This is a genomic window from Nocardia sp. NPDC058058, assembly GCF_042885355.1.
Classification (GTDB): Bacteria; Actinomycetota; Actinomycetes; order Mycobacteriales; family Mycobacteriaceae; genus Nocardia.
This window is the reverse complement of sequence record NZ_JBHVSA010000004.1, coordinates 1,580,105-1,598,930: the sequence shown is the minus strand read 5'-3', so window position 1 is coordinate 1,598,930 and position 18,826 is coordinate 1,580,105. Positions and strand designations below refer to the sequence as shown.

At 66.2% G+C, this 18,826-nt stretch carries 17 protein-coding genes; 10 read left to right on the top strand and 7 right to left on the bottom strand.

The window, feature by feature from the left end:
* Positions 1 to 7: 7 nt before the first annotated feature.
* From ACFVUS_RS38345 to ACFVUS_RS38325, 5 genes are all read left to right on the top strand, one after another.
* A complete protein-coding gene (locus ACFVUS_RS38345; RefSeq protein ID WP_387778343.1) occupies positions 8 to 907 on the top strand; it encodes a TIGR01777 family oxidoreductase in 900 nt (299 codons plus the stop codon).
* Between the two features lie 98 nt (positions 908 to 1,005).
* Positions 1,006 to 1,518: a GNAT family N-acetyltransferase gene (locus ACFVUS_RS38340; RefSeq protein WP_387778612.1), complete on the top strand. Its 513-nt coding sequence runs from the start codon at positions 1,006 to 1,008 to the stop codon at positions 1,516 to 1,518.
* Complete coding sequence (lipB, locus tag ACFVUS_RS38335) at positions 1,515 to 2,276, top strand: lipoyl(octanoyl) transferase LipB (protein ID WP_387778340.1); 762 nt, start codon at positions 1,515 to 1,517, stop codon at positions 2,274 to 2,276. The genes ACFVUS_RS38340 and lipB overlap by 4 nt, the downstream gene beginning before the upstream one ends.
* A 22-nt stretch (positions 2,277 to 2,298) precedes the next feature.
* Entirely contained in the window at positions 2,299 to 3,375 is a 1,077-nt protein-coding gene (lipA, locus tag ACFVUS_RS38330) for a lipoyl synthase (RefSeq protein WP_387778337.1), read from the top strand.
* A gap of 199 nt (positions 3,376 to 3,574) precedes the next feature.
* Positions 3,575 to 5,767, top strand: coding sequence for an elongation factor G-like protein EF-G2 (locus ACFVUS_RS38325; RefSeq protein ID WP_387778334.1), 2,193 nt, complete (start codon positions 3,575 to 3,577; stop codon positions 5,765 to 5,767).
* Here the strand turns inward: ACFVUS_RS38325 and ACFVUS_RS38320 are convergent.
* Positions 5,764 to 7,590, bottom strand: coding sequence for a TerD family protein (locus ACFVUS_RS38320; RefSeq protein WP_387778609.1), 1,827 nt, complete (start codon positions 7,588 to 7,590; stop codon positions 5,764 to 5,766). The genes ACFVUS_RS38325 and ACFVUS_RS38320 overlap by 4 nt on opposite strands.
* 445 nt (positions 7,591 to 8,035) lie before the next feature.
* On the opposite strand from ACFVUS_RS38320, the gene ACFVUS_RS38315 reads away from it, so the two are divergent.
* Both ACFVUS_RS38315 and ACFVUS_RS38310 read left to right on the top strand, forming a co-directional pair.
* Positions 8,036 to 8,782: a DUF4191 domain-containing protein gene (locus tag ACFVUS_RS38315; protein WP_364650561.1), complete on the top strand. Its 747-nt coding sequence runs from the start codon at positions 8,036 to 8,038 to the stop codon at positions 8,780 to 8,782.
* A 219-nt stretch (positions 8,783 to 9,001) separates the two neighbouring features.
* Positions 9,002 to 9,868, top strand: a complete 867-nt coding sequence (locus ACFVUS_RS38310; protein ID WP_387778330.1) for an alpha/beta fold hydrolase — start codon at positions 9,002 to 9,004, stop codon at positions 9,866 to 9,868.
* A gap of 127 nt (positions 9,869 to 9,995) precedes the next feature.
* Here ACFVUS_RS38310 and ACFVUS_RS38305 read toward each other — a convergent pair whose 3' ends face one another.
* The 5 genes from ACFVUS_RS38305 to ACFVUS_RS38285 all read right to left on the bottom strand — a co-directional run bounded on the left by ACFVUS_RS38305 (position 9,996) and on the right by ACFVUS_RS38285 (position 13,429).
* Positions 9,996 to 10,283 (bottom strand): DUF6510 family protein, encoded by a 288-nt coding sequence (locus ACFVUS_RS38305; protein ID WP_387778327.1) that lies wholly within the window; start codon positions 10,281 to 10,283, stop codon positions 9,996 to 9,998.
* A 2-nt stretch (positions 10,284 to 10,285) separates the two neighbouring features.
* Entirely contained in the window at positions 10,286 to 11,065 is a 780-nt protein-coding gene (locus ACFVUS_RS38300) for a ferredoxin reductase (RefSeq protein ID WP_387778324.1), read from the bottom strand.
* A gap of 14 nt (positions 11,066 to 11,079) precedes the next feature.
* Entirely contained in the window at positions 11,080 to 11,679 is a 600-nt protein-coding gene (locus ACFVUS_RS38295; protein WP_387778322.1) for a sulfite oxidase-like oxidoreductase, read from the bottom strand.
* A 101-nt stretch (positions 11,680 to 11,780) separates the two neighbouring features.
* Positions 11,781 to 12,680 carry an alpha/beta hydrolase gene (locus ACFVUS_RS38290; RefSeq protein ID WP_387778320.1) on the bottom strand — a complete coding sequence of 300 codons (900 nt, stop codon included), beginning with the start codon at positions 12,678 to 12,680 and terminating at the stop codon, positions 11,781 to 11,783.
* Positions 12,681 to 12,895: 215 nt separating this feature from the next.
* Positions 12,896 to 13,429, bottom strand: coding sequence for an RDD family protein (locus ACFVUS_RS38285; RefSeq protein WP_387778317.1), 534 nt, complete (start codon positions 13,427 to 13,429; stop codon positions 12,896 to 12,898).
* 436 nt (positions 13,430 to 13,865) lie between these two features.
* Between ACFVUS_RS38285 and glnA the strand changes: the two genes are divergently transcribed.
* The 3 genes from glnA (at position 13,866) to ACFVUS_RS38270 (ending at position 17,116) form a co-directional block, all read left to right on the top strand.
* Entirely contained in the window at positions 13,866 to 15,302 is a 1,437-nt protein-coding gene (gene glnA, locus ACFVUS_RS38280; protein ID WP_387778314.1) for a type I glutamate--ammonia ligase, read from the top strand.
* A 224-nt stretch (positions 15,303 to 15,526) separates the two neighbouring features.
* Positions 15,527 to 15,994 (top strand): SRPBCC family protein, encoded by a 468-nt coding sequence (locus ACFVUS_RS38275; RefSeq protein ID WP_387778311.1) that lies wholly within the window; start codon positions 15,527 to 15,529, stop codon positions 15,992 to 15,994.
* Positions 15,995 to 16,204: 210 nt separating this feature from the next.
* Complete coding sequence (locus tag ACFVUS_RS38270) at positions 16,205 to 17,116, top strand: tyrosine-protein phosphatase (RefSeq protein WP_387778308.1); 912 nt, start codon at positions 16,205 to 16,207, stop codon at positions 17,114 to 17,116.
* On the opposite strand, the gene kstD is transcribed toward ACFVUS_RS38270, so the two are convergent.
* Positions 17,109 to 18,776 (bottom strand): 3-oxosteroid 1-dehydrogenase, encoded by a 1,668-nt coding sequence (gene kstD / locus ACFVUS_RS38265; protein ID WP_387778305.1) that lies wholly within the window; start codon positions 18,774 to 18,776, stop codon positions 17,109 to 17,111. The genes ACFVUS_RS38270 and kstD overlap by 8 nt on opposite strands.
* Positions 18,777 to 18,826 lie beyond the last annotated feature (50 nt).

Sequence of the window (18,826 nt, the reverse complement as noted above, 5' to 3'; positions counted from 1 at the left end):
GGTTGGTATGAAAGTCGTGGTCGCCGGTTCCTCCGGATTGATCGGGACGGCGCTCGTCGCGGCTCTGCGCCGCGACGGGCACCAGGTGGTTCGCCTGGTGCGCCGTCCCGCCCACGCTCGCGATGAATTCCAGTGGGATCCAACGCGAGCCGACCTCGACGATCGTGCGCTGCGCGATGCCGACGCCGTGGTGAATCTCTGCGGCGCGGGCATCGGGCGGCGTCGCTGGAACGGCAGTTACAAGCAGGAACTGCGGGACAGTCGCATCGTCCCGACCGACGTGCTGGCCTCCGCTGCCGCCGCCGCGGGGGTGCCGACGCTCGTGAACGCGAGCGGGGTGCACTACTACGGCGGCAGCAGCGGCGACCGCGTCATGACCGAAAGTTCGCCCGCCGGAACGGGATTCCTGGCCGGACTGTGTCGGGACTGGGAAGCCGCCACCACACCCGCCGTCGACGCGGGGGTGCGCACCGTATTGCTGCGCAGTGCGGTCGTGCTCGCCAAACAGGGCGGCATGTTCGCAATGCTCTATCCCCTTTACTCTTTGGGGCTGGGCGGACGGTTGGGCAGTGGGCGGCAATACGTTCCGTGGATCTCGCTGGACGATGAGATCGGCGCGATCATGTTCGCGCTCACCAACGATTCACTCCACGGTCCCGTGAATATGGTCGGACCCGGCCCGGTGACCAATGCGGAATTCACCCGCGCGATCGGGCGCGCGCTGCATCGGCCCACGCCATTGATGGTGCCCGCCTTCGCATTACGGGCGGTGGTCGGTGAACTCGCCGATGAGGGAATCCTGCACGGTCCCAGGGCGATTCCCACCGCGTTGGAAGAAGCGGGATATCCCTTTCAGCATCACACCATCGGCGCGGCGCTGGCCGCCACCGTCGGCCACCGCTCCTGATTCGAGCGCGCTGCGACGGGCGCGATACAGATCACACGGGGTGCGCGGATAGCGTGTTCCGGGTGAGCAATGAGACCTCTCAGCCGGTAGCCACCGAACTGCTGGTGCGGGATGCGCGGGAAAGCGATCTGCCGGAGATCCTGGCGATCCACAACAACGCCATCGCCGAGACCACCGCCATCTGGGATACCGAACCGGCCGACCTCGCCGAGCGGCAGGCCTGGTTCGACGCTCGGACCGCCGCCGGATGCCCGATCCTGGTCGCCGAGATCGACGGCGCGGTGGCCGGGTACGCCAGCTACGGGCAGTTCCGGCCCAAGTCGGGTTACCGCTTCTCCGTGGAGAATTCGGTGTATGTCGCCGATCGTTTCCACCGGCGGGGAGTCGCGAGAACTCTCATGACCGAACTGCTGGAGCGGGCGCGGCGCGGTGACGTGCACGTCATGATCGCCGCCATCGAGACCTCCAACCAGGTCTCCATCACGCTGCACGAGAAGTTCGGCTTCGCGATCGTCGGGCAGATGCCTCAGGTCGGCCAGAAGTTCGGCCGCTGGATGGACCTGACGCTGATGCAGATCATCCTCGACGATGGCGTAGCGTCGCAGAGGTGAGCGACAGCAAGACGGTCACCGCCCCGGCACACCGTGGGGCATCCGCCCGGTTCGACAGCACACCCCTGCTGGTCCAGGAACTGGGTCTGATCGAGTACACGCGGGCGTGGGAGTTGCAGCGCGGCATTGCCGCCGAGCGCGCCGACGGCATCGGCCAGGATCGGCTGCTGCTGCTCGAGCATCCCTTCGTCTTCACCGCCGGACGGCGCACCGAAGCCCAGGATCTGCCCATGGACGGCAGCCCGGTGGTGGAGGTCGATCGCGGCGGGAAAATCACCTGGCACGGGCCGGGGCAATTGGTCGGCTATCCGATCATCCGGCTCGCCGAACCGGTCGACGTGGTCAAGTACGTGCGCCGGCTGGAGGAAGCCCTCATCCATGTCTGCGCGCAGCTCGGGCTGGAAACCGGTCGGGTGGAAGGACGTTCGGGCGTCTGGCTGCCCGCCTCGGAGTTCCTGCCCGAACGCAAGGTCGCGGCCATCGGCGTGCGGGTGCAGCGCGGGGTGACCCTGCACGGGGTCTCGCTCAACTGCAATTCCAGCCTGGACGGCTTCAATGCCATCGTGCCGTGCGGTATCCGCGATGCCGGGGTCACCACGCTGACCCGCGAGCTCGGCCGCGAGGTCACCGTCGCCGAGGTGAGCCCGCTGGTCGCCGAGGCCATCGCACGCGCCCTGAACGGCGATCTGCCCATCACCGAACACCATCTGCCCAGGACCGCCGCCGTCACCGCACCGGTGGCCGCCAAGGCCGAATGATCACGAGCGTAGGGTGAGTTGAGTGACCTCCGTCGATACCCCGACATCGAACACCCCCGATCCCGCCGCACCCCGGCCGGGCTCGACCGCCGCCTCCGCACCCGCCGGACGCAAACTGCTGCGCATCGAGGCGCGTAACGCCGAGACCCCGATCGAGCGCAAACCCAAGTGGATTCGCACCAAGGCGACCATGGGCCCGGAGTACACCGAGCTCAAGGGTCTGGTGAAACGCGAAGGGCTGCACACGGTTTGCGAGGAAGCGGGCTGCCCCAACATCTTCGAATGCTGGGAGGACCGCGAGGCCACCTTCCTCATCGGCGGTGAACAGTGCACGCGGCGCTGCGACTTCTGCCAGATCGACACCGGCAAACCCGCCGCACTCGATCGCGACGAGCCCCGGCGCGTGGCCGAATCGGTGCAGGCCATGGGACTGCGGTACTCGACCATCACGGGCGTGGCCCGCGATGATCTGGAGGACGGCGGGGCGTGGCTGTACGCCGAGACCGTGCGCGCGATCAAGAAGCTGAATCCGCATACCGGTGTCGAACTGCTGATCCCGGATTTCAACGCGGTGCCCGAACAGCTGGCGGAGGTCTTCTCCACCCGGCCCGAGGTGCTCGCGCACAATCTCGAGACGGTGCCACGCATCTTCAAGCGGATTCGCCCGGCGTTCCGGTACGAGCGCTCGCTCGCGGTGCTGACCGCCGCTCGCGAGGCCGGGCTCGTCACCAAGTCGAATCTGATCCTCGGTATGGGCGAGACGCCCGAAGAGGTCACCCAGGCCATGCGCGATCTGCATGAGGCCGGGTGCGACATTCTGACCATCACCCAGTACCTGCGGCCGTCGCCGCGGCATCATCCGGTCGATCGCTGGGTGAAGCCCGAGGAGTTCGTACAGCACTCCGATATGGCCAATGAGATCGGTTTCGCCGGTGTGATGGCGGGTCCGCTGGTGCGGTCCTCGTACCGCGCGGGTCGGCTCTACGCGCAGGCGATGGAGCATCACGGGCGCGAAATCGCCCCGGAGATGGCGCATCTCGCGCAAGGCGGCGCGGCCTCGCAGGAGGCCACCAGCGTGCTCGCGCGCTTCGGTTCCTAATAGCTCCTCGTCATAGTTCCCCCGTCATCCCGGCATGCTTTTGGCCGGGATCCACACGCCGCAGTGCATGCTCCGATGGTGTGGATCCCGGCCAAAAACGCGCCGGGATGACGGGGCGATTCCGCCGGAATCGTGGACGCGGGCGGGCTGCCGGTGGGAAGCTCGAAGTACCGCAGCAATCGACCCCGGAGCGAGCCTTATGGTCGAGCGAACCGCGTCGGCAGGCGCGAATGGCAAGGTAGTCACGGCCGAACGGCCCGACGATATCCGCAATGTGGTGCTGGTCGGCCACAGCGGATCGGGCAAAACGACGCTGGTGGAGGCCCTCGCGGTCGCCACGGGCGCGGTGCCCCGAGCCGGGCGGGTGGAGGACGGCACCTGCGTCTCGGACTACGACGATATCGAGCAGCGACAACATCGCTCGGTGCAATTGTCGGTGGTGCCGATGGGCTGGGACGGGACGAAGATCAACCTACTCGACACCCCCGGCTACCAGGATTTCGTCGGGGAACTCAGGGCCGGTCTGCGAGCAGCGGACGCGGCCCTTTTCGTGCTCTCGGCCGCCGCCGGGGTGGAGGGCGTGAGCGGAACGACGCTGGCGCTGTGGGAGGAATGCGCGAGCGTCGGCATGCCGCGCGCCATCGTGCTCACCCACTTGGATACCGCGCGAGCCGATTTCGAGGATATGACCGCGACCTGCGGGCAGATACTCGGCGGCGGGCGGGCGGAATCGATACTGCCGCTGCATCTTCCGGTGTACGGGGCCAAGGGTGCGGATGGGCATCGGCCGGTGACCGGGTTGATCGATCTGCTGACGCAGCATGTGTACGACTACTCCGCGGGCGCGCACACCGAAACACCCGCCTCCGATGAGCAACTGGAGTTGCTGGAGCAGGCGCGCAATCGGCTCATCGAGGGCATCATCGCCGAGTCCGAGGACGAGACGCTCATGGAGCGGTATATCGGTGGCGAGGAGATTGACCTGGCCACGCTGGTGCCGGATCTCGAAAAGGCGGTCGCGCGAGGCAGTTTCCATCCGGTGCTGATCGCCGCGCCACCGCCGGAGGGCGCGAAGCAGGGGCTGGGGACGGTGGAGATCCTGGATCTCATCACGCGTGGATTCCCCACTCCCGCAGAGCATCCCGTGTCCGCGCTGTGCGGTGGCAAGCCCACGCCGCTGGTGTGCGATCCCAAAGCGCCGCTGGCCGCCGAGGTGATTCGCACCGCCTCGGATCCCTATGTGGGGCGAATGTCGTTGGTGCGGGTGTTCTCCGGGACGCTGCGGGCCGATGACACCGTGCACGTGTGGGGTCATCGGATCGGCGCGGAAGCCGAGGATCACGATTCCGATGAGCGCATCGGCGCGGTGTCGATTCCGTTCGGGAAGCAGCAGCGGCCGCTGGGTCAGGGCATCGCGGGCGACATCGTCTGCGTGACCAAGCTGTCCCGCGCCGAGACCGGGGATACCCTGTCCGCCAAGGATTCCCCGCTGCTCATCGAACCGTGGTCGATGCCGGATCCGCTGCTGCCGGTGGCGGTGAACGCGCACAGCAAGGCCGATGAGGACAAGCTCTCGATCGGGCTGTCGCGGCTGGTGGCCGAGGATCCGACGGTGCGGCTGGAACAGAATCCGCATACCCATCAGCTGGTGCTGTGGTGTCTCGGTGAGGCGCATCGGGATGTGGCGCTGGAACGGTTGCGTGCCCGGTTCGGGGTCAATGTCGATGTCATCGAGCATCGGGTGGCATTGCGGGAAACGTTCGCCAGCACCGCTTCCGGTAAGGGCAGGCATGTCAAACAGTCGGGCGGGCATGGGCAGTACGCCATCTGCGAGATCGAGGTTGCTCCCCTGCCCGGCGGCTCGGGTATCGAATTCGTCGACAAGGTGGTGGGCGGCGTGGTGCCGCGCCAGTTCATCCCCTCGGTGGAGAAGGGCGTTCGCGCTCAAGCCGCCCGCGGCGTCGCGGCGGGATATCCGCTGATCGATGTGCGAATCACGCTGTACGACGGCAAAGCCCATTCGGTCGACTCCTCCGACGCGGCCTTCCAAATGGCAGGCGGCCTGGCCCTGCGCGAAGCCGCGAGCGCGGCTCGGATGAATCTGCTCGAACCCATCGCCGAAGTCCGGGTGATCGTCGCCGACGAATACGTCGGCCCCATCCTCGTCGACCTCTCCGGACGCCGCGGCCGAGTTCTCGGCACCGAACCGGTCACTTTGGGCCGCACCGAGATTCGAGCCGAAGTCCCCGAACTCGAACTCTCCCGCTACGCGGTCGACCTACGGTCCCTGGCACATGGAGCGGCGAGTTTCACCCGCAACTACGCCCGGCACGAACCGATGCCCAGCCAACTGGCCGACACGATTCGCGATAAGGCCAAATCGGCGGGTTAGGCGACCGTGATGCCGTAGCGGGTCGCCAACGCCGCGAGGTCGGTGGCGTACCCCTGCCCCACCGCCCGCAATCGCCAGGTCTCGCCGCGCTGATACACCTCGGCGAGTAGCAGGGTTCGCTCCTCGGTGGCGGCGTCGAGGGTGGCGCGGGCGATCACGGCCTGGTCGCCGCCCGGCGCGGCCTCGATCTCGATGGCTCCCACATCGCCGAAGGTGATGCCCGCGCCGTCGATGGCAGCGGCGATGGCGATCCGGCGGCAGTGCTCGGGGAGATGATCCAGTGAGATGGTCAGCGATTGCTCGCTGGGTCCCTCCACCGCCAACTCCGCGCCCGGGGCGGATCGCTGGTTGTAGAACACGAAATCCGCGTCACCGGTGACCATTTCGTCATCGGTGAGCAGGAAGGCGACCAGATCCACCTCCCAGCCGCCATTCTGTTTCCACGACGCGCGCAGGGTCCATTCGCCGCCGCATTCGTCGACCGGAAGATCCATCACCTGGCCCCGGGCCAGGGACAGCGCCTCGACCGCTGGCGGTTCGGACGCGATCGGTTCGGATCGGGCGGGCAGGCCGGGTTCGGCGTCCGGCCGGGGTTGATTCGGGTGCACTGCGGATTCCTGTTGGGCGGCTGTGGATTCCCCGGCGGTCAGCCATTCGGGGCCGTGGATCGGCAGGCCAACACCCACCGCTCTGCCGTATCGGCGGTCGGATGCGGCGTCGGACAATGCCAGCACATCGGTGACACTCGCCGAGAGATTCACCGCGACGGAGGCTCCTCGTGCGGTGAGATCGGCCGTCGCGGCGGCGCGCTGAGCGTGGGTGCCGCCGAGCACGAGAAACCGGCGGCCCGATAGCGGTCCCGAAGAGCGTTGCCGGGCCGCCGATTTCGCGGTCCCGGCGGATGCGCCCTCGGCGGAACCCGACGTGCCCTCAGTTGTGCCGGTCGCACCTTTGGCCGTGCCGGGTGCGATATCGGTGAGCAGTGCAAGAAACGCCGATTCGGTGAGCAGGGCGGTGCCGAATTCGACGGCATCGCGCACCTTGCGGCTCTCCGATCGCGACTCGTTTGTCACCAGCACGCTGGTGCGGCGGCTGAGCGAAGTGGTGACATCCAGACCGGCGGCTTCTGCGCGGGCGGCCAAAGCCGAACGCTCCATGCGGGTTTCGCCGGTGATGGCGATCTTCATGCCCTGCACCAGGCGGCCGTGTTCCTGGAACCGGCCGGGATAGGCGAAGGGGCACAGTGCCTTCGGGCCGGTGCGGGTTTTCGGCCAGCGCTGCGAGGATCGACGCTGATCGAGTTGCGGCGGCATGAGCGGGGGCGAGACACCGAATCGCCGGGCGTCGGACATCAATCCGTGCAGGACGCCCGCCAATACCCGGGTGTCGTCGAGCGCGTCGTGCGCGCGGGTTTGCCGCACACCGTAGTGCGCGGCGAGCGTGCCGAGTTTGAAATTCGCGGTGGGCGGCGCGAGTCGGCGTGCGAAGGCGAGCGTGCACAACTGCCGTTCGACCGGCAGTGTCGCTCCGGCGCGGGTGAATTCCTCGCTCAGGAAGCCGTAATCGAACGAGGCGTTGTGCGCGACCATGACGCGGCCGGTGAGCAATTCCGCGAGTCTCGGCCGGATTGCCTCGAATGTCGGTGCGCCGTGCAGCTTTTCCCGGGTCAACCCGTGAATCTCCACCGGGCCGGGATCGCAGCCCGGGTTCACCAGGGTGTGGAATTCATGTTCCACCCGGCCGTCGTCGCCGAGCGTCAGCGCCGCCACCGACAGCACCCGATGCTCGGCCGCGCGCAACCCGGAGGTTTCGACATCGACCAGGGTGAACGAACCGAATCCAGGATTGGCATGCAGTGTGATCGGACTGCCCTCTCGGCTCGAATTGAACTCTCGCAGTGTGGAATCCGACGCGCACCCGCAGCTGTTACGGCCGATACGGCGCGTCGCGGAATCAGACCGTGCAGTCGGGCTCAATCAGGCGCGGCCGCGCCGTGGCTCGGCACCGGCTCCTCGGCGACGGCGTGCGACTGCTCCCGCTCATCGGAGCCCAGCCGGGGGAGGGCCGCGCACCGGTGACTCGGTTCGACCAGCGATCGACGCAAAGCAGTTCCGCGAGAGCCCCGATCGGGACGAGTGGCCGGGGAGACCACGGAATCGCCGGAATTTCGGCTCCCCCGGCACTGCGAATACTGAGACTCAGGTCACATGGCCGCGCCCGAATGGTCCCGTCGCGAACCGGGCGGTACCGGGACACTATCCTGGACGCATGGCAGCAGGTAAGGGCGGCAATAACCCGTCGAAGGAAGCGAAGGCCGCGGCTAAGGCGGCGCGCAAGCAGGCGTCGAAGGAACGCCGCCAGCAGCTGTGGCAGGCGTTCCAGATGCAGCGCAAGGAAGACAAACTGCTGCTGCCGCTGATGATCGGCGCGTTCGTCGGCGTGACGGTGCTGTTCCTGGTGGTCGGGTTGATCTTCGGTTTGCAGTGGTTCCTGCTGCCGATCGGATTGCTGCTCGGTGCGCTGGCCGCGTTCATCCTGTTCGGTCGGCGGGTGCAGAAGAACGTGTACGCCAAGGCCGAGGGACAGGCCGGAGCGGCGGCATGGGTGCTCGACAATCTGCAGGGCAAGTGGCGGGTGACGCCGGGCGTCGCGGCGACCACTCAGCTCGACGCGGTGCACCGTGTGGTCGGACTGCCGGGCGTGGTGCTGGTCGCCGAGGGCTCACCGCAGCGGGTGAAGTCGCTGCTCGCGCAGGAGAAGAAGAAGGTTTCGCGACTGGTCGGCGATACGCCGATCTACGACGTGGTCATCGGCAACGAGGGTGATCAGGTGCCGCTCAAGGAATTGCAGCGGTATCTCACCAAGCTGCCGCGCAATATCGACGCCAAGCGCATGGACCTCATCGAGGGCCGACTGTCGGCGCTCGCCACCCGTGGCGGACCGGCGCTGCCGAAGGGTCCGCTGCCCGCGGGCGCGAAGATGCGTGGCGTGCAGCGCAGTATTCGCCGCCGCTAAGGTCGACCGAACTTCGAGGCCCCACATCCTTCGGGATGTGGGGCCTCGCTCATTTTCCGGCGAAGAGTCCCCCGGCGACGAGACTTCCGGCGACGAAGTCCCCCGGCGAGGGAAGCTCCGGCGAAAAAGTTTGGGCGCGTGGGAATGATCCGTGGATCACTAACCTTCTAACTATCGATAGCCGGTTATACAGATCGGCGCGAGCGTTAGGACACAGCGATGACCACGGTGCGACACCACACCCGCGAGATCCAGGGCCAGCAGGTCTTCTACCGGGAAGCGGGCGATCCAGCGAACCCGACACTGGTACTGCTGCACGGGTTTCCCACCAGCTCCGCCATGTTCGGGACGCTGCTGCGTGAGCTGAGCGACCGGTACCACCTGATCGCGCCCGATCACATCGGATTCGGGCAGTCGTCGATGCCACAGGTGGACGAATTCGAGTACAGCTTCGAGAAGCTCACCGAGATCACCCTGGAACTGCTCGATACGCTCGGCGTCGAGCGGTTCGCGCTGTACATCCAGGATTACGGCGCGCCCATCGGGCTGCGCATCGCCTCGCGCAATCCGGAGCGGGTCACCGCGTTGATCGCACAGAGCGGCAACGCGTATCTCGAAGGCTTCACCCCGTTCTGGGAGCTGCTGTTCGCGCACGCCGAGGACCGGGTCACGCATGAGGCGGCCGCGCGCGAGCTGCTCACGGCCGAGGCCACCAAATGGCAGTACACGCATGGAGTTCCGGCCGACCGGCTGGCATCGATCAGCCCCGATACCTGGACCCTGGATCAGTCCTATCTGGATCGCCCGGGCAACAAGGAGATTCAGCTCCAGCTCTTCGTCGACTACAAGGTCAATCTGGACAGCTACCCGGCCTTCCAGAAGTATTTCGCCGAGCACCGCCCGCCCACCCTGATCACCTGGGGTGCGAACGATGAGATCTTCGGAGCCGACGGCGCTCGCGCCTACCTGCGCGATCTCCCCGACGCCGAACTCCACCTCCTCGACGCCGGACACTTCGCCCTGGAATCCCACGGCCCCGAAATCACCTCGCTCATCCGCGATTTCCTGGGCCGCACCCTGTCCTGACCAAGATCACGGGTTCTGGTGGCGGCATGTCGCGAGGGTGCCTCGCCACCACTCCCCCCTCACCGAGTGGGCGGTGCGTCGCGATCGACCTTTGCCCGCGGACGGGCGGCCCCTCGGGAGTTGGGAGCTATTGCTCGGGGATCGGGAGGCAGAGGGCCGCGCCCTCCCCCAGGTCGAGCCAGCGGCCGGCGGGGGTGGTGGTGATGCGCAGGACCACCGCCGAGCAGTGCGAGCAGCGGGCGACGGTGCCGGGGCAGCAGAAGTAGACCAGGGCTCTGGCCACCGGCTCCACCACTCCGCATGCGCCGCAGCGGCATCCGCAGGAGGTGAGGTCGGCGGCGAAGATCTCCGAGAGCAGTCCGGCGAGGACGTTGCCGTCGAGATAACCGTTCGGGGAGGTGAACTGGGGCGACATGGCTACCTTCCCGTCGGTCCGAAGCGTTCGGTTCTGATCAGCGCCGGATCGTGACCGGCGGAAACCAGTGCGGCGGCGGCGAATTCGACGAATGGAGTCGGGCCGCAGACATAGCAGGTGACATCCGGCGCGGGCGGCAGCGAATGCTTCGCGATCTCCTCCGCCGTCAACCGTCCCGGTGCGCGTGGGTCGCCCGGCGGCGCACTGCGGCTATAGGCGAGGAAGACATCGATATCGCCCAGCGCCTCGAATCCCATTGCAGAGGTGGATAATTCGGCCGGGTTGAGACGTATTCCACTGGAATCCAGGCCGAAAAGCTCATCGCGGTAGTAGACATCTTCCGGGGTACGCAGGGCATAGATCAGCCGGAAAGGGTTGGGCGAGATTGCCTTTCGGCGAGCCCGGAGTATTGCTGCCAGGGGAACGATGCCGGAGCCGCCCGCGATGAGCGTGGCCGGGCCACCGGTACCGGGGTTCCAGGTGAACCAGCCGCCGACAGGACCGCGGGTTTCGATCTGCGCGCCGATCGGGAAATCGTCGACGAGGTAGGTGGAGACTTCACCGTCGGGGACGCGCTGGATGGTCAGCTCGATATCGTCGCCGTCAGCCGGTGCGGCGAGCGAGTACGTGCGCTCGGCGTGGTAGCCGTCGGGAGCCGTGAGACGGACGTCCACATGCTGGCCGGGGAGGTGACCGGGCCAGCCGGGGATGCGCAGGGCGAGGGTGCGGGCGGACGGGGTTTCGAAGCGGGATGCGGTGAGTTCCGCTGGCTGCCAGCGCATTTCGGCGCGGACCCTCAGTCGCCCTGGTAGCGCTGTTCGCGCCACGGGTCGCCGTAGCTGTGATAACCCGCGGTTTCCCAGAAGCCGGGCTCGTCGTAGTCGAGCAGGCGGATCGACTTGACCCATTTCGCGGATTTCCAGAAATACAGGTGCGGGACCAGCAGCCGCGCGGGGCCGCCGTGTTCGGGGTCGAGGTCCTGACCGCCGAAGCTGTGCACGATCCAGGCCTTGCCGTCCAGCAGATCCTCCAGCGGGAGGTTGGTGGTGTAGCCGCCGTAGCTGGTGATGGCCGCGAATTCCGCTTGGGTTTCGACATTTTCGAGCAGGGTGTCGAGGGAGACGCCCTGCCAGGTGGTGTCGAGTTTGGACCACCGTGTCACGCAATGGATGTCGACGTGCGGCTTGGTCTGCGGCAGTGACATGAATTGCGGCCAGCTCCAGGCGTATTGGCGGCCGGTCTCATTGGTGACGGTGAATTGCCAGCGGTTCAGGTCGACGCGCGGGGTGGGGCCCGCGGACAGCACCGGGAAATCCTCGGTCAGGTATTGGCCGGGCGGCAGCCGGTCGGTCTTGGGCCGGGGGCGGCCCTGGAAGCCTGGCGAAAAGACATTCATGTGATCCCTCCGGCGGTACGGGGTACATGGCCGCGTCTGCCTCGCGGCATCTGAAAAGAGTACGCCCACCCAACCGGCAACCCGACGTTTCGGGCGCGAGATCAGCGCACGTGCGACCCCAGGAACCGCACGACATCGGGAGTGATGGTGCTCCAGTATTCGTCGTTGTGCGCGCCCGGCGTCACCAGCGCGACCTCCAGGCGCGCCCGGCCCATGAACTGGCGGCAGCCGTCGATGAAGCGGTCGCGGTCCCCCACCCACACGCCTGTGGGCGACGGGCCGAGTTTGGCGATGTTCTGCAACGGGTCCAGCGCGGACCATTCCTCGGCGGTGGCGAACGCGTTGCGCTTGCTCATCTCGTTCCAGGAGGTGATCAGCCCCGGGGAGATTGCGGCAATGGCATTGGCGGGCCGACCGCGTTCGGCGCGACGGCGACCGTAGACCAGAGCGCCGAACCCACCCATCGACGTGCCCGTGCAGGCGAACGGTTCGGTATTGAGCCCGCGCGCGCCCAGCCAGCCGGGCGCTTCGTCGAGCAGCATGCTCATCGGATCGTCACCGGAGAAGTGCTGATGCCAGTAATTGTCGCCGCCGTCGATGGCCATGAATCCGAAGGCGGGCACCAGGCGGGCCGCCACGGCCGCGGCGAGCACCCCGCCGATATCGCCGATGGCGGCGGTGCGGGCGGTGCCGTGCAGGCCGTGCAGCAGCAACGACATGGGCAGGCCCTCGGTGGGCACGCCCGGCGGCAGGATGGTGATGACATCCACCTGCCGTCCGCGCGCGGCCGAGTACACGCGGTCGGTGCGGACGATGGGTTCGATGCCGAAGATGGTTTGCGGACCGTGCGGCAGGGCATTCTGCACACTGTCGCCGTCGGGTGCGGCGTTGACGCCCGCGCTCACCGCGGCACCGGTGGCCGCCAAGCCCAGCAGACCGGTGGTCGCGAGCAGCGACCGCCGGCTGAAACTCCGCGCGGCAGCCCGGTAGCCCGTACCCATCGATCCTCCATCAGCACATCAACAGCTATCCGCCGTTTCGCTAGCTCGTGGAGTGCGCCCCGGCGGACCGCCTGCGACCATACCGATCGAAGGCAACACGGGGTGAACAATGGGCCACGGCCGGACGGACATTTACATGGCAAAGCCATGATGTACCTGGATGTATGAGTTATTCGTGAGGATTCGGATCCCGCCGAATCGAATGGACGCGCTGTTCAGCGGCTGTAGGTGAGTGCCGTGCCAGTGGCCCGATCGTGCATGCCGCGGCCGTCGCCGTCGGTGAAGAGCGCGGGCACCACGAATATCAGGATCGCTTGCCGGGCGAGTGCTCGAACGAATCCGACCGGTCCGTCGATATCAATGCGGCTGACCCGGATTCGCAGGAAATACTGTCCGGGCGTGAAGCCGAACAGCGTCACCGTGGCAATCCCCAGCACGAACCACACCCCGAGATTGGGCGTGGCGAGCGAATTGATGATCACCTCGAAATGCGACGGCGGTGTCTTGCCGGGATTGGCGCTGACGAATTTCGCGATCAGCGCATCGGCATTGGGGCGGACCAGAATCGCGGTCAAGCCGAGCGAGATGAACCAGTCCAGGATCAGCGCCGGAATGCGCCGCGTCATCGGAGCGAGCGCTCCCACACCGGTTTTCGGCAGGCCCAGTTCCTTGCCCTGGTAGTCACCGGACGAGCTGTCCCCGGAATCGGCGTTCGGTCCGGAGAGCCAGGAGCCGGTGATGCGTGCCATGGGTCCACCTTATTCGCCGCCGCTCCCCCGGCGTCCGCACCCCTGCCTCGCACGAGATGCGCGAACGCCGAATCGGTGCGAAGCTACCTCGCACACGCCGAGGACCGGACGGCGTGCGGGGTAACCGGACGGCTGCCGCGAGCGGTGAGGATTCTCACGGCCGGCGCGCGCGACACGGTAATACCCCTATCTTTTCGGAGTCTTGTCGGCGTTGCGGCCGAGGTAGATGACAGGATATCGGTGCTGGTCGAACGCCACTCGGCGACCGACGCGTGCCCTCCGAAGTCTCGGGGACACCGCCGAACCCCCGGCCAGCTGTACGTGTAACACTGGCGAAACACAGCCTTGATTGCGGGGAAACACGGCGTCCATAGCGTCTGGTCGCGACGAACCCATGCAGTTGAACTGGCTGGGAACCGATCCGTAAGGAGTACAAGTGGCGTTCAGCACGGCCGACGAGGTCATCAAGTTCCTCAAGGAGGAGGAGGTCGAATACGTCGACGTACGGTTCACCGACCTCCCCGGAGTGCAGCAGCACTTCTCGATCCCGGCGAAGGCTTTCACGGCCGATCTGGCTGAAGAGGGCCTCGCGTTCGACGGTTCGTCCGTCCGCGGCTTCCAGTCGATCGACGAGTCGGACATGCTGCTGCTGCCCGATTTCAGCACCGCTCGGATCGATCCGTTCCGTGCCGCGAAGACCCTGAACCTGAACTTCTTCGTGCACGACCCGTTCACCCGTGAGGCGTACTCCCGCGACCCGCGCAACATCGCGCGTAAGGCCGAAGAGTTCCTGCGCTCGACCGGTATCGCCGACACCTGCTACATCGGTGCCGAGGCCGAGTTCTACATCTTCGACTCGATCCGTTACGACTCGGCCATGAACGGTTCGTTCTACGAGATCGATTCGATCTCGGGTTCCTGGAACACCGGCGCCGAGTACAACTCGGACGGCACCCCGAACCGTGGCTACAAGGTTCGCAACAAGGGTGGTTACTTCCCGGTCGCGCCGTACGACCACTACGTGGATCTGCGCGACAAGATCTCGACCAACCTGCAGAACGCGGGCTTCGAGCTGGAGCGCGGCCACCACGAGGTCGGCACCGCCGGTCAGGCCGAGATCAACTACCGCTTCAACTCGCTGCTGGGCGCCGCTGACGACCTGCAGCTGTTCAAGTACATCGTGAAGAACACCGTGTGGCAGGAAGGCAAGACCGCCACCTTCATGCCGAAGCCCCTGTTCGGTGACAACGGCTCGGGCATGCACGCCCACATGTCGCTGTGGAAGGACGGCAAGCCGCTGTTCCACGACGAGGCCGGTTACGCGGGTCTGTCGGATCTGGCGCGTCACTACATCGGCGGCATCCTGCACCACGCCCCGTCGCTGCTGGCGTTCACCAACCCGACGATCAACTCGTACCACCGTCTGGTGCCGGGCTACGAGGCCCCCATCAACCTGGTGTACTCGCAGCGCAACCGCTCGGCCGCCGTGCGTATCCCGATCACCGGTTCGAACCCGAAGGCCAAGCGCATCGAGTTCCGCGCGCCGGACTCCTCGGGTAACCCGTACCTGGCGTTCGCGGCCATGCTGATGGCCGGCATCGACGGCATCAAGCGCAAGATCGAGCCGTTGGCTCCGGTCGACAAGGACCTCTACGAGCTCCCGCCGGAGGAGGCCAAGAACATCCCGCAGGCCCCCACCTCCCTCGCGTCGGTCATCGACCGCCTCGAGGAAGACCACGACTACCTCACCGAGGGCGGCGTGTTCACCGAGGACCTGATCGAGACCTGGATCGACATCAAGCGCACCCAGGAAATCGCCCCGGTGAACCTGCGCCCGCACCCCTACGAGTTCGAACTCTACTTCGACGTCTAAATCGTCACCGTAGCAACAGAATTCACGGAGCCCCCCTCGCCTCGGCGAGGGGGGCTCCGCCCGTTTCCCCGAAAGAGCATGAGTCATGACACGCAAACAGCGGTCGATGCGGGAGCGGAATTCAGGCGAATTGAGGTAGGCCTTCGTGGGTCTCGAACGGGATACCCGGTGGCGGGGATTGCTGGCTAGAATCTGTTCTAGTTCGGGAGATGAAGGGTGAGGTCATGGCGGTTTCGGTTGTTGATGCGGGGCCATTTCAGGTGAGTCGGTCGGTGGAGGTGGGGGTGCCGGCGGGGGAATTGTTCGCGATGGTGGCGGATCCGCGGCGGCATCATGAGGTGGATGGGTCGGGGACGGTGGGGGACAACATTCGGGTGCCGGAGCGGATGGAGGTGGGGGCTCGGTTTTCGACGAAGATGCGGATGTATGGGGTGCCGTATCGGATGACGTGTGTGGTGACGGCGTTCACGCCCGATGAGCTGATCGAGTGGCGGCATCCGTTCGGGCATTTGTGGCGGTGGGAGTTTCGCGCGCTTTCGCCGACCCGGACGTTGGTGACCGAGACGTTCGATCATCGGGGGACGCCGGTGAAGAATCGGGTGAAGTATTACGAGGCAACGGGTTTCGTGCGGGGGAATATCGCGGGGATCGAGGCGACGTTGCAGGGGTTGCAGAATCGGTACGGGAGCTGATGCGATACGCCGCATAGGACCGACCACCGTCCCGGCATGTGACTGATCGAAATATGTATCGGTAGAATAGATCTCGGACATTCGTTGTACTAGCTGCCGTTATCTCGCTGCACCAGAGCGAGTCTCGGTGACAGGTGCGCGAGTCCTTGTGGGTGGGTGTTGTGCACCGAATCGACTGGGCGCTGGTAAGCCGCGTTTAGCGTCGCGCAGATGAAATTCTTTGATATTGCTCGAAGTCGACGGTCCGCTTTTTCGGTCGCGGTTGTTCCGCTCGCGGTGGCCATGCTGACCGCGGGGCTGGGTGGGGTGGCGGATGCCGCGCCTGCCGCCGCCGGTGGGCCGGTCAAGATCGAGTTGCAGGGGGCGGTGAATGTTCGGGATCTGGGGGGATATCGGACCTATGACGGGGCGAAGGTCAAGAGCGGGAAGGTTATTCGGTCGGATGCACTGGGGAAGCTGACCGATGCGGATGTGCAGAAACTGGGGGCGCTGCATTTGCAGACCGTGATCGATTTGCGGACCGCCGGGGAGGTGCAGGCGCTGGGCGCGGATCGGCTGCCCGCCGGAGTTCCGTTGGTGGCGCGGGCAATCGACGACACCGGGATGTTCGGCAAGATGTATCAGGCGATCGGATCGAAGGATCCGGTGCAGCAGGAGGCGCTGCTCGGGGGCGGGAAGGCCGAGCAGATCATGGGCGATGTGTACCGGAGCTTCCTGACACCGGATTCGCTGTCCAAGTTTGGGCAGAGCGTGCGGGATCTGGCGAACACCGGCAATGCCACGCTGTTCCACTGCACCGCCGGTAAGGATCGAACGGGCTGGCTGTCCTATGTGACGCTGCGGGCCGTGGGCGTACCGGAGGCCACCGCCCGGCAGGACTATCTGCTGTCGAATCAGTATCGGGCCGCGGCGGATGCCGCATTGCGCGCGCAGCTGAAGCAGGGCGGGATCATGCAGAACCCGGATCTGCTGATCCCGCTGCAGGAAGTGCGTGAGGACTACCTGAATATCGCCGTATCCCAGGTGGATTCGCAGTTCGGCGACTTCGGGAAGTTCCTCACGCAGGGCCTCGGACTCGATGCCGGGACCATCCTGAAACTGCGGAAGAACCTGGTCAGCTGACGCGGGCGGCGTCCAGGGCGGCCAGATAGCCGAACACGATGGCGGGCCCGATGGTCGCGCCGGGACCGGCATAGGTGTGCGCCATGACGGGCGCACTGGCATTGCCCGCGGCGTAGAGCCCTTCGATCACCGAACCGTCGTCCCGCAGCACGCGGGCGGCGGTATCGGTGACCAGACCGCCCTTGGTGCCGAGATCGCCGGGGACCAGTTTCGCGGCATAGAACGGACCCTGTTGCAGCGCACCGAGATTCGGATTGGGCCGGTTGCGCGGGTCACCGTAGTAGCGATCGTAGGCACTCTCACCCCGGCCGAAATCCTCGTCACGGCCGGTGTGGGCGAAGGTATTGAACCGGGCCACCGTCGATTGCAGCGTCGCCGCGGAAATCCCCAGCTTCTCGGCCAATTCCGGCAGCGAATCGGCGCGGGTGAGCGCACCGGATTTGAACCACCGGCCGGGCAGCGGCTGGCGCGGAGGCAACCCCGCGAAGAGGTATCGATTGCGATACCGCTGGTCGAAAATCAGCCAGGCGGGCAGGTTTTCACCCGGTCCGGGCCCGAGACCGTTCTCGCCGCCGTACATGCGATGGGTGGCTTCCACGTAGGGCAGCGATTCGTTCATGAAGCGTTCGGCGCGATCGTTCACGATCAAACTGCCGGGCAGGTTGCGCTCGGCGAGGCAGAACCAGGGCTGGCGCGGCAATCGGATGGACGGTCCCCACCACGAGTCATCCATGAATCGCACTGCGGCGCCGAGGGATTGGCCCGCCCGAATCCCATCACCGGTATTGCCCTGCGCGCCGACCGTCCATTCGGTGCCGATGGGATCGCGCTGGTATTGCTTGCGCATGGATTCGTTGTGGTCGAATCCGCCCGCCGCGATCACCACGCCGCGACGCGCGCTGATCACGTGTTCGACACCATCGCGTAGGACCACCACACCGGTGACGCGACCGTCGTCGACCTGGAGCTCGAGCACCGGACTATTCAGTCGCAGTGGCACATTCACCGCGTTCAAACCCTCCCGCAGCATGGCGCTGAGCGCCTGCCCGCGCGCCAGCAGATGCTGCCGCAGCAGCTGCCCCTTGGCCCAGCGCGCCCCGATGCGCAGCACCCGGAAGGGCGCGCGCGGGTTGCGCAGCCCGAGGTGGAACTGCCGGAAGTCGGCCTGGGTGGCGACGAAATTCTTCGCCGCGGCGGCGTAATCCGGTTCCAGCGTGGCCAGATCGTCGCCGAGCCCCTTGGCGTCGTACGGCTTCGGTTCGACCGAGCGCCCGTGCGCCCTCCCGCCGGGAGCTTCCGGGTAGTAGTCGGAATAGCCCGGCACCCACTGCAATTCGAGCGCCGAATGCTCGATGAGGAACTCCAGGGCTTCCGGTCCGCGATCGATATAGGTGTCGATGCGTTCGGCCTCGCCGTATTCCCCGGTGATGGATTTCAGATAGGTGCGGGCGGATTCGATATCGTCCGCCGGAGCCTGTCGCCGGAGTACGGAGTTCCCCGGTATCCACACTCCCCCGCCGGAGCGGGCGGTGGAGCCGCCCCAGTGTGCGGCCTTCTCCAGAATTATCGCCGATAGCCCGTGGTGGGCGGCGGTGAGTGCGGCGGCCATTCCGGCCGCGCCGGACCCGACGACCACCAGGTCGAAAGCTTCAGTACGCATGGTTGTACCCCAAGGGAGAAATGGTGAGTCTGCCTGTCGGCAGCTGGATT

Bases quoted from the DNA above. Each gene is read 5' to 3' on its own strand.
- ACFVUS_RS38310 (WP_387778330.1), top strand. From the start codon at position 9,002: ATGACCACGGTGCGACACCACACCCGCGAGATCCAGGGCCAGCAGGTC.
- ACFVUS_RS38325 (WP_387778334.1), top strand. From the start codon at position 3,575: ATGGTCGAGCGAACCGCGTCGGCAGGCGCGAATGGCAAGGTAGTCACG.
- ACFVUS_RS38300 (WP_387778324.1), bottom strand. From the start codon at position 11,065: ATGCGCTGGCAGCCAGCGGAACTCACCGCATCCCGCTTCGAAACCCCG.
- ACFVUS_RS38315 (WP_364650561.1), top strand. From the start codon at position 8,036: ATGGCAGCAGGTAAGGGCGGCAATAACCCGTCGAAGGAAGCGAAGGCC.
- ACFVUS_RS38345 (WP_387778343.1), top strand. From the start codon at position 8: ATGAAAGTCGTGGTCGCCGGTTCCTCCGGATTGATCGGGACGGCGCTC.
- ACFVUS_RS38305 (WP_387778327.1), bottom strand. From the start codon at position 10,283: ATGTCGCCCCAGTTCACCTCCCCGAACGGTTATCTCGACGGCAACGTC.
- ACFVUS_RS38290 (WP_387778320.1), bottom strand. From the start codon at position 12,680: ATGGGTACGGGCTACCGGGCTGCCGCGCGGAGTTTCAGCCGGCGGTCG.
- ACFVUS_RS38295 (WP_387778322.1), bottom strand. From the start codon at position 11,679: ATGAATGTCTTTTCGCCAGGCTTCCAGGGCCGCCCCCGGCCCAAGACC.
- ACFVUS_RS38275 (WP_387778311.1), top strand. From the start codon at position 15,527: ATGGCGGTTTCGGTTGTTGATGCGGGGCCATTTCAGGTGAGTCGGTCG.
- kstD (WP_387778305.1), bottom strand. From the start codon at position 18,776: ATGCGTACTGAAGCTTTCGACCTGGTGGTCGTCGGGTCCGGCGCGGCC.
- ACFVUS_RS38270 (WP_387778308.1), top strand. From the start codon at position 16,205: ATGAAATTCTTTGATATTGCTCGAAGTCGACGGTCCGCTTTTTCGGTC.
- ACFVUS_RS38285 (WP_387778317.1), bottom strand. From the start codon at position 13,429: ATGGCACGCATCACCGGCTCCTGGCTCTCCGGACCGAACGCCGATTCC.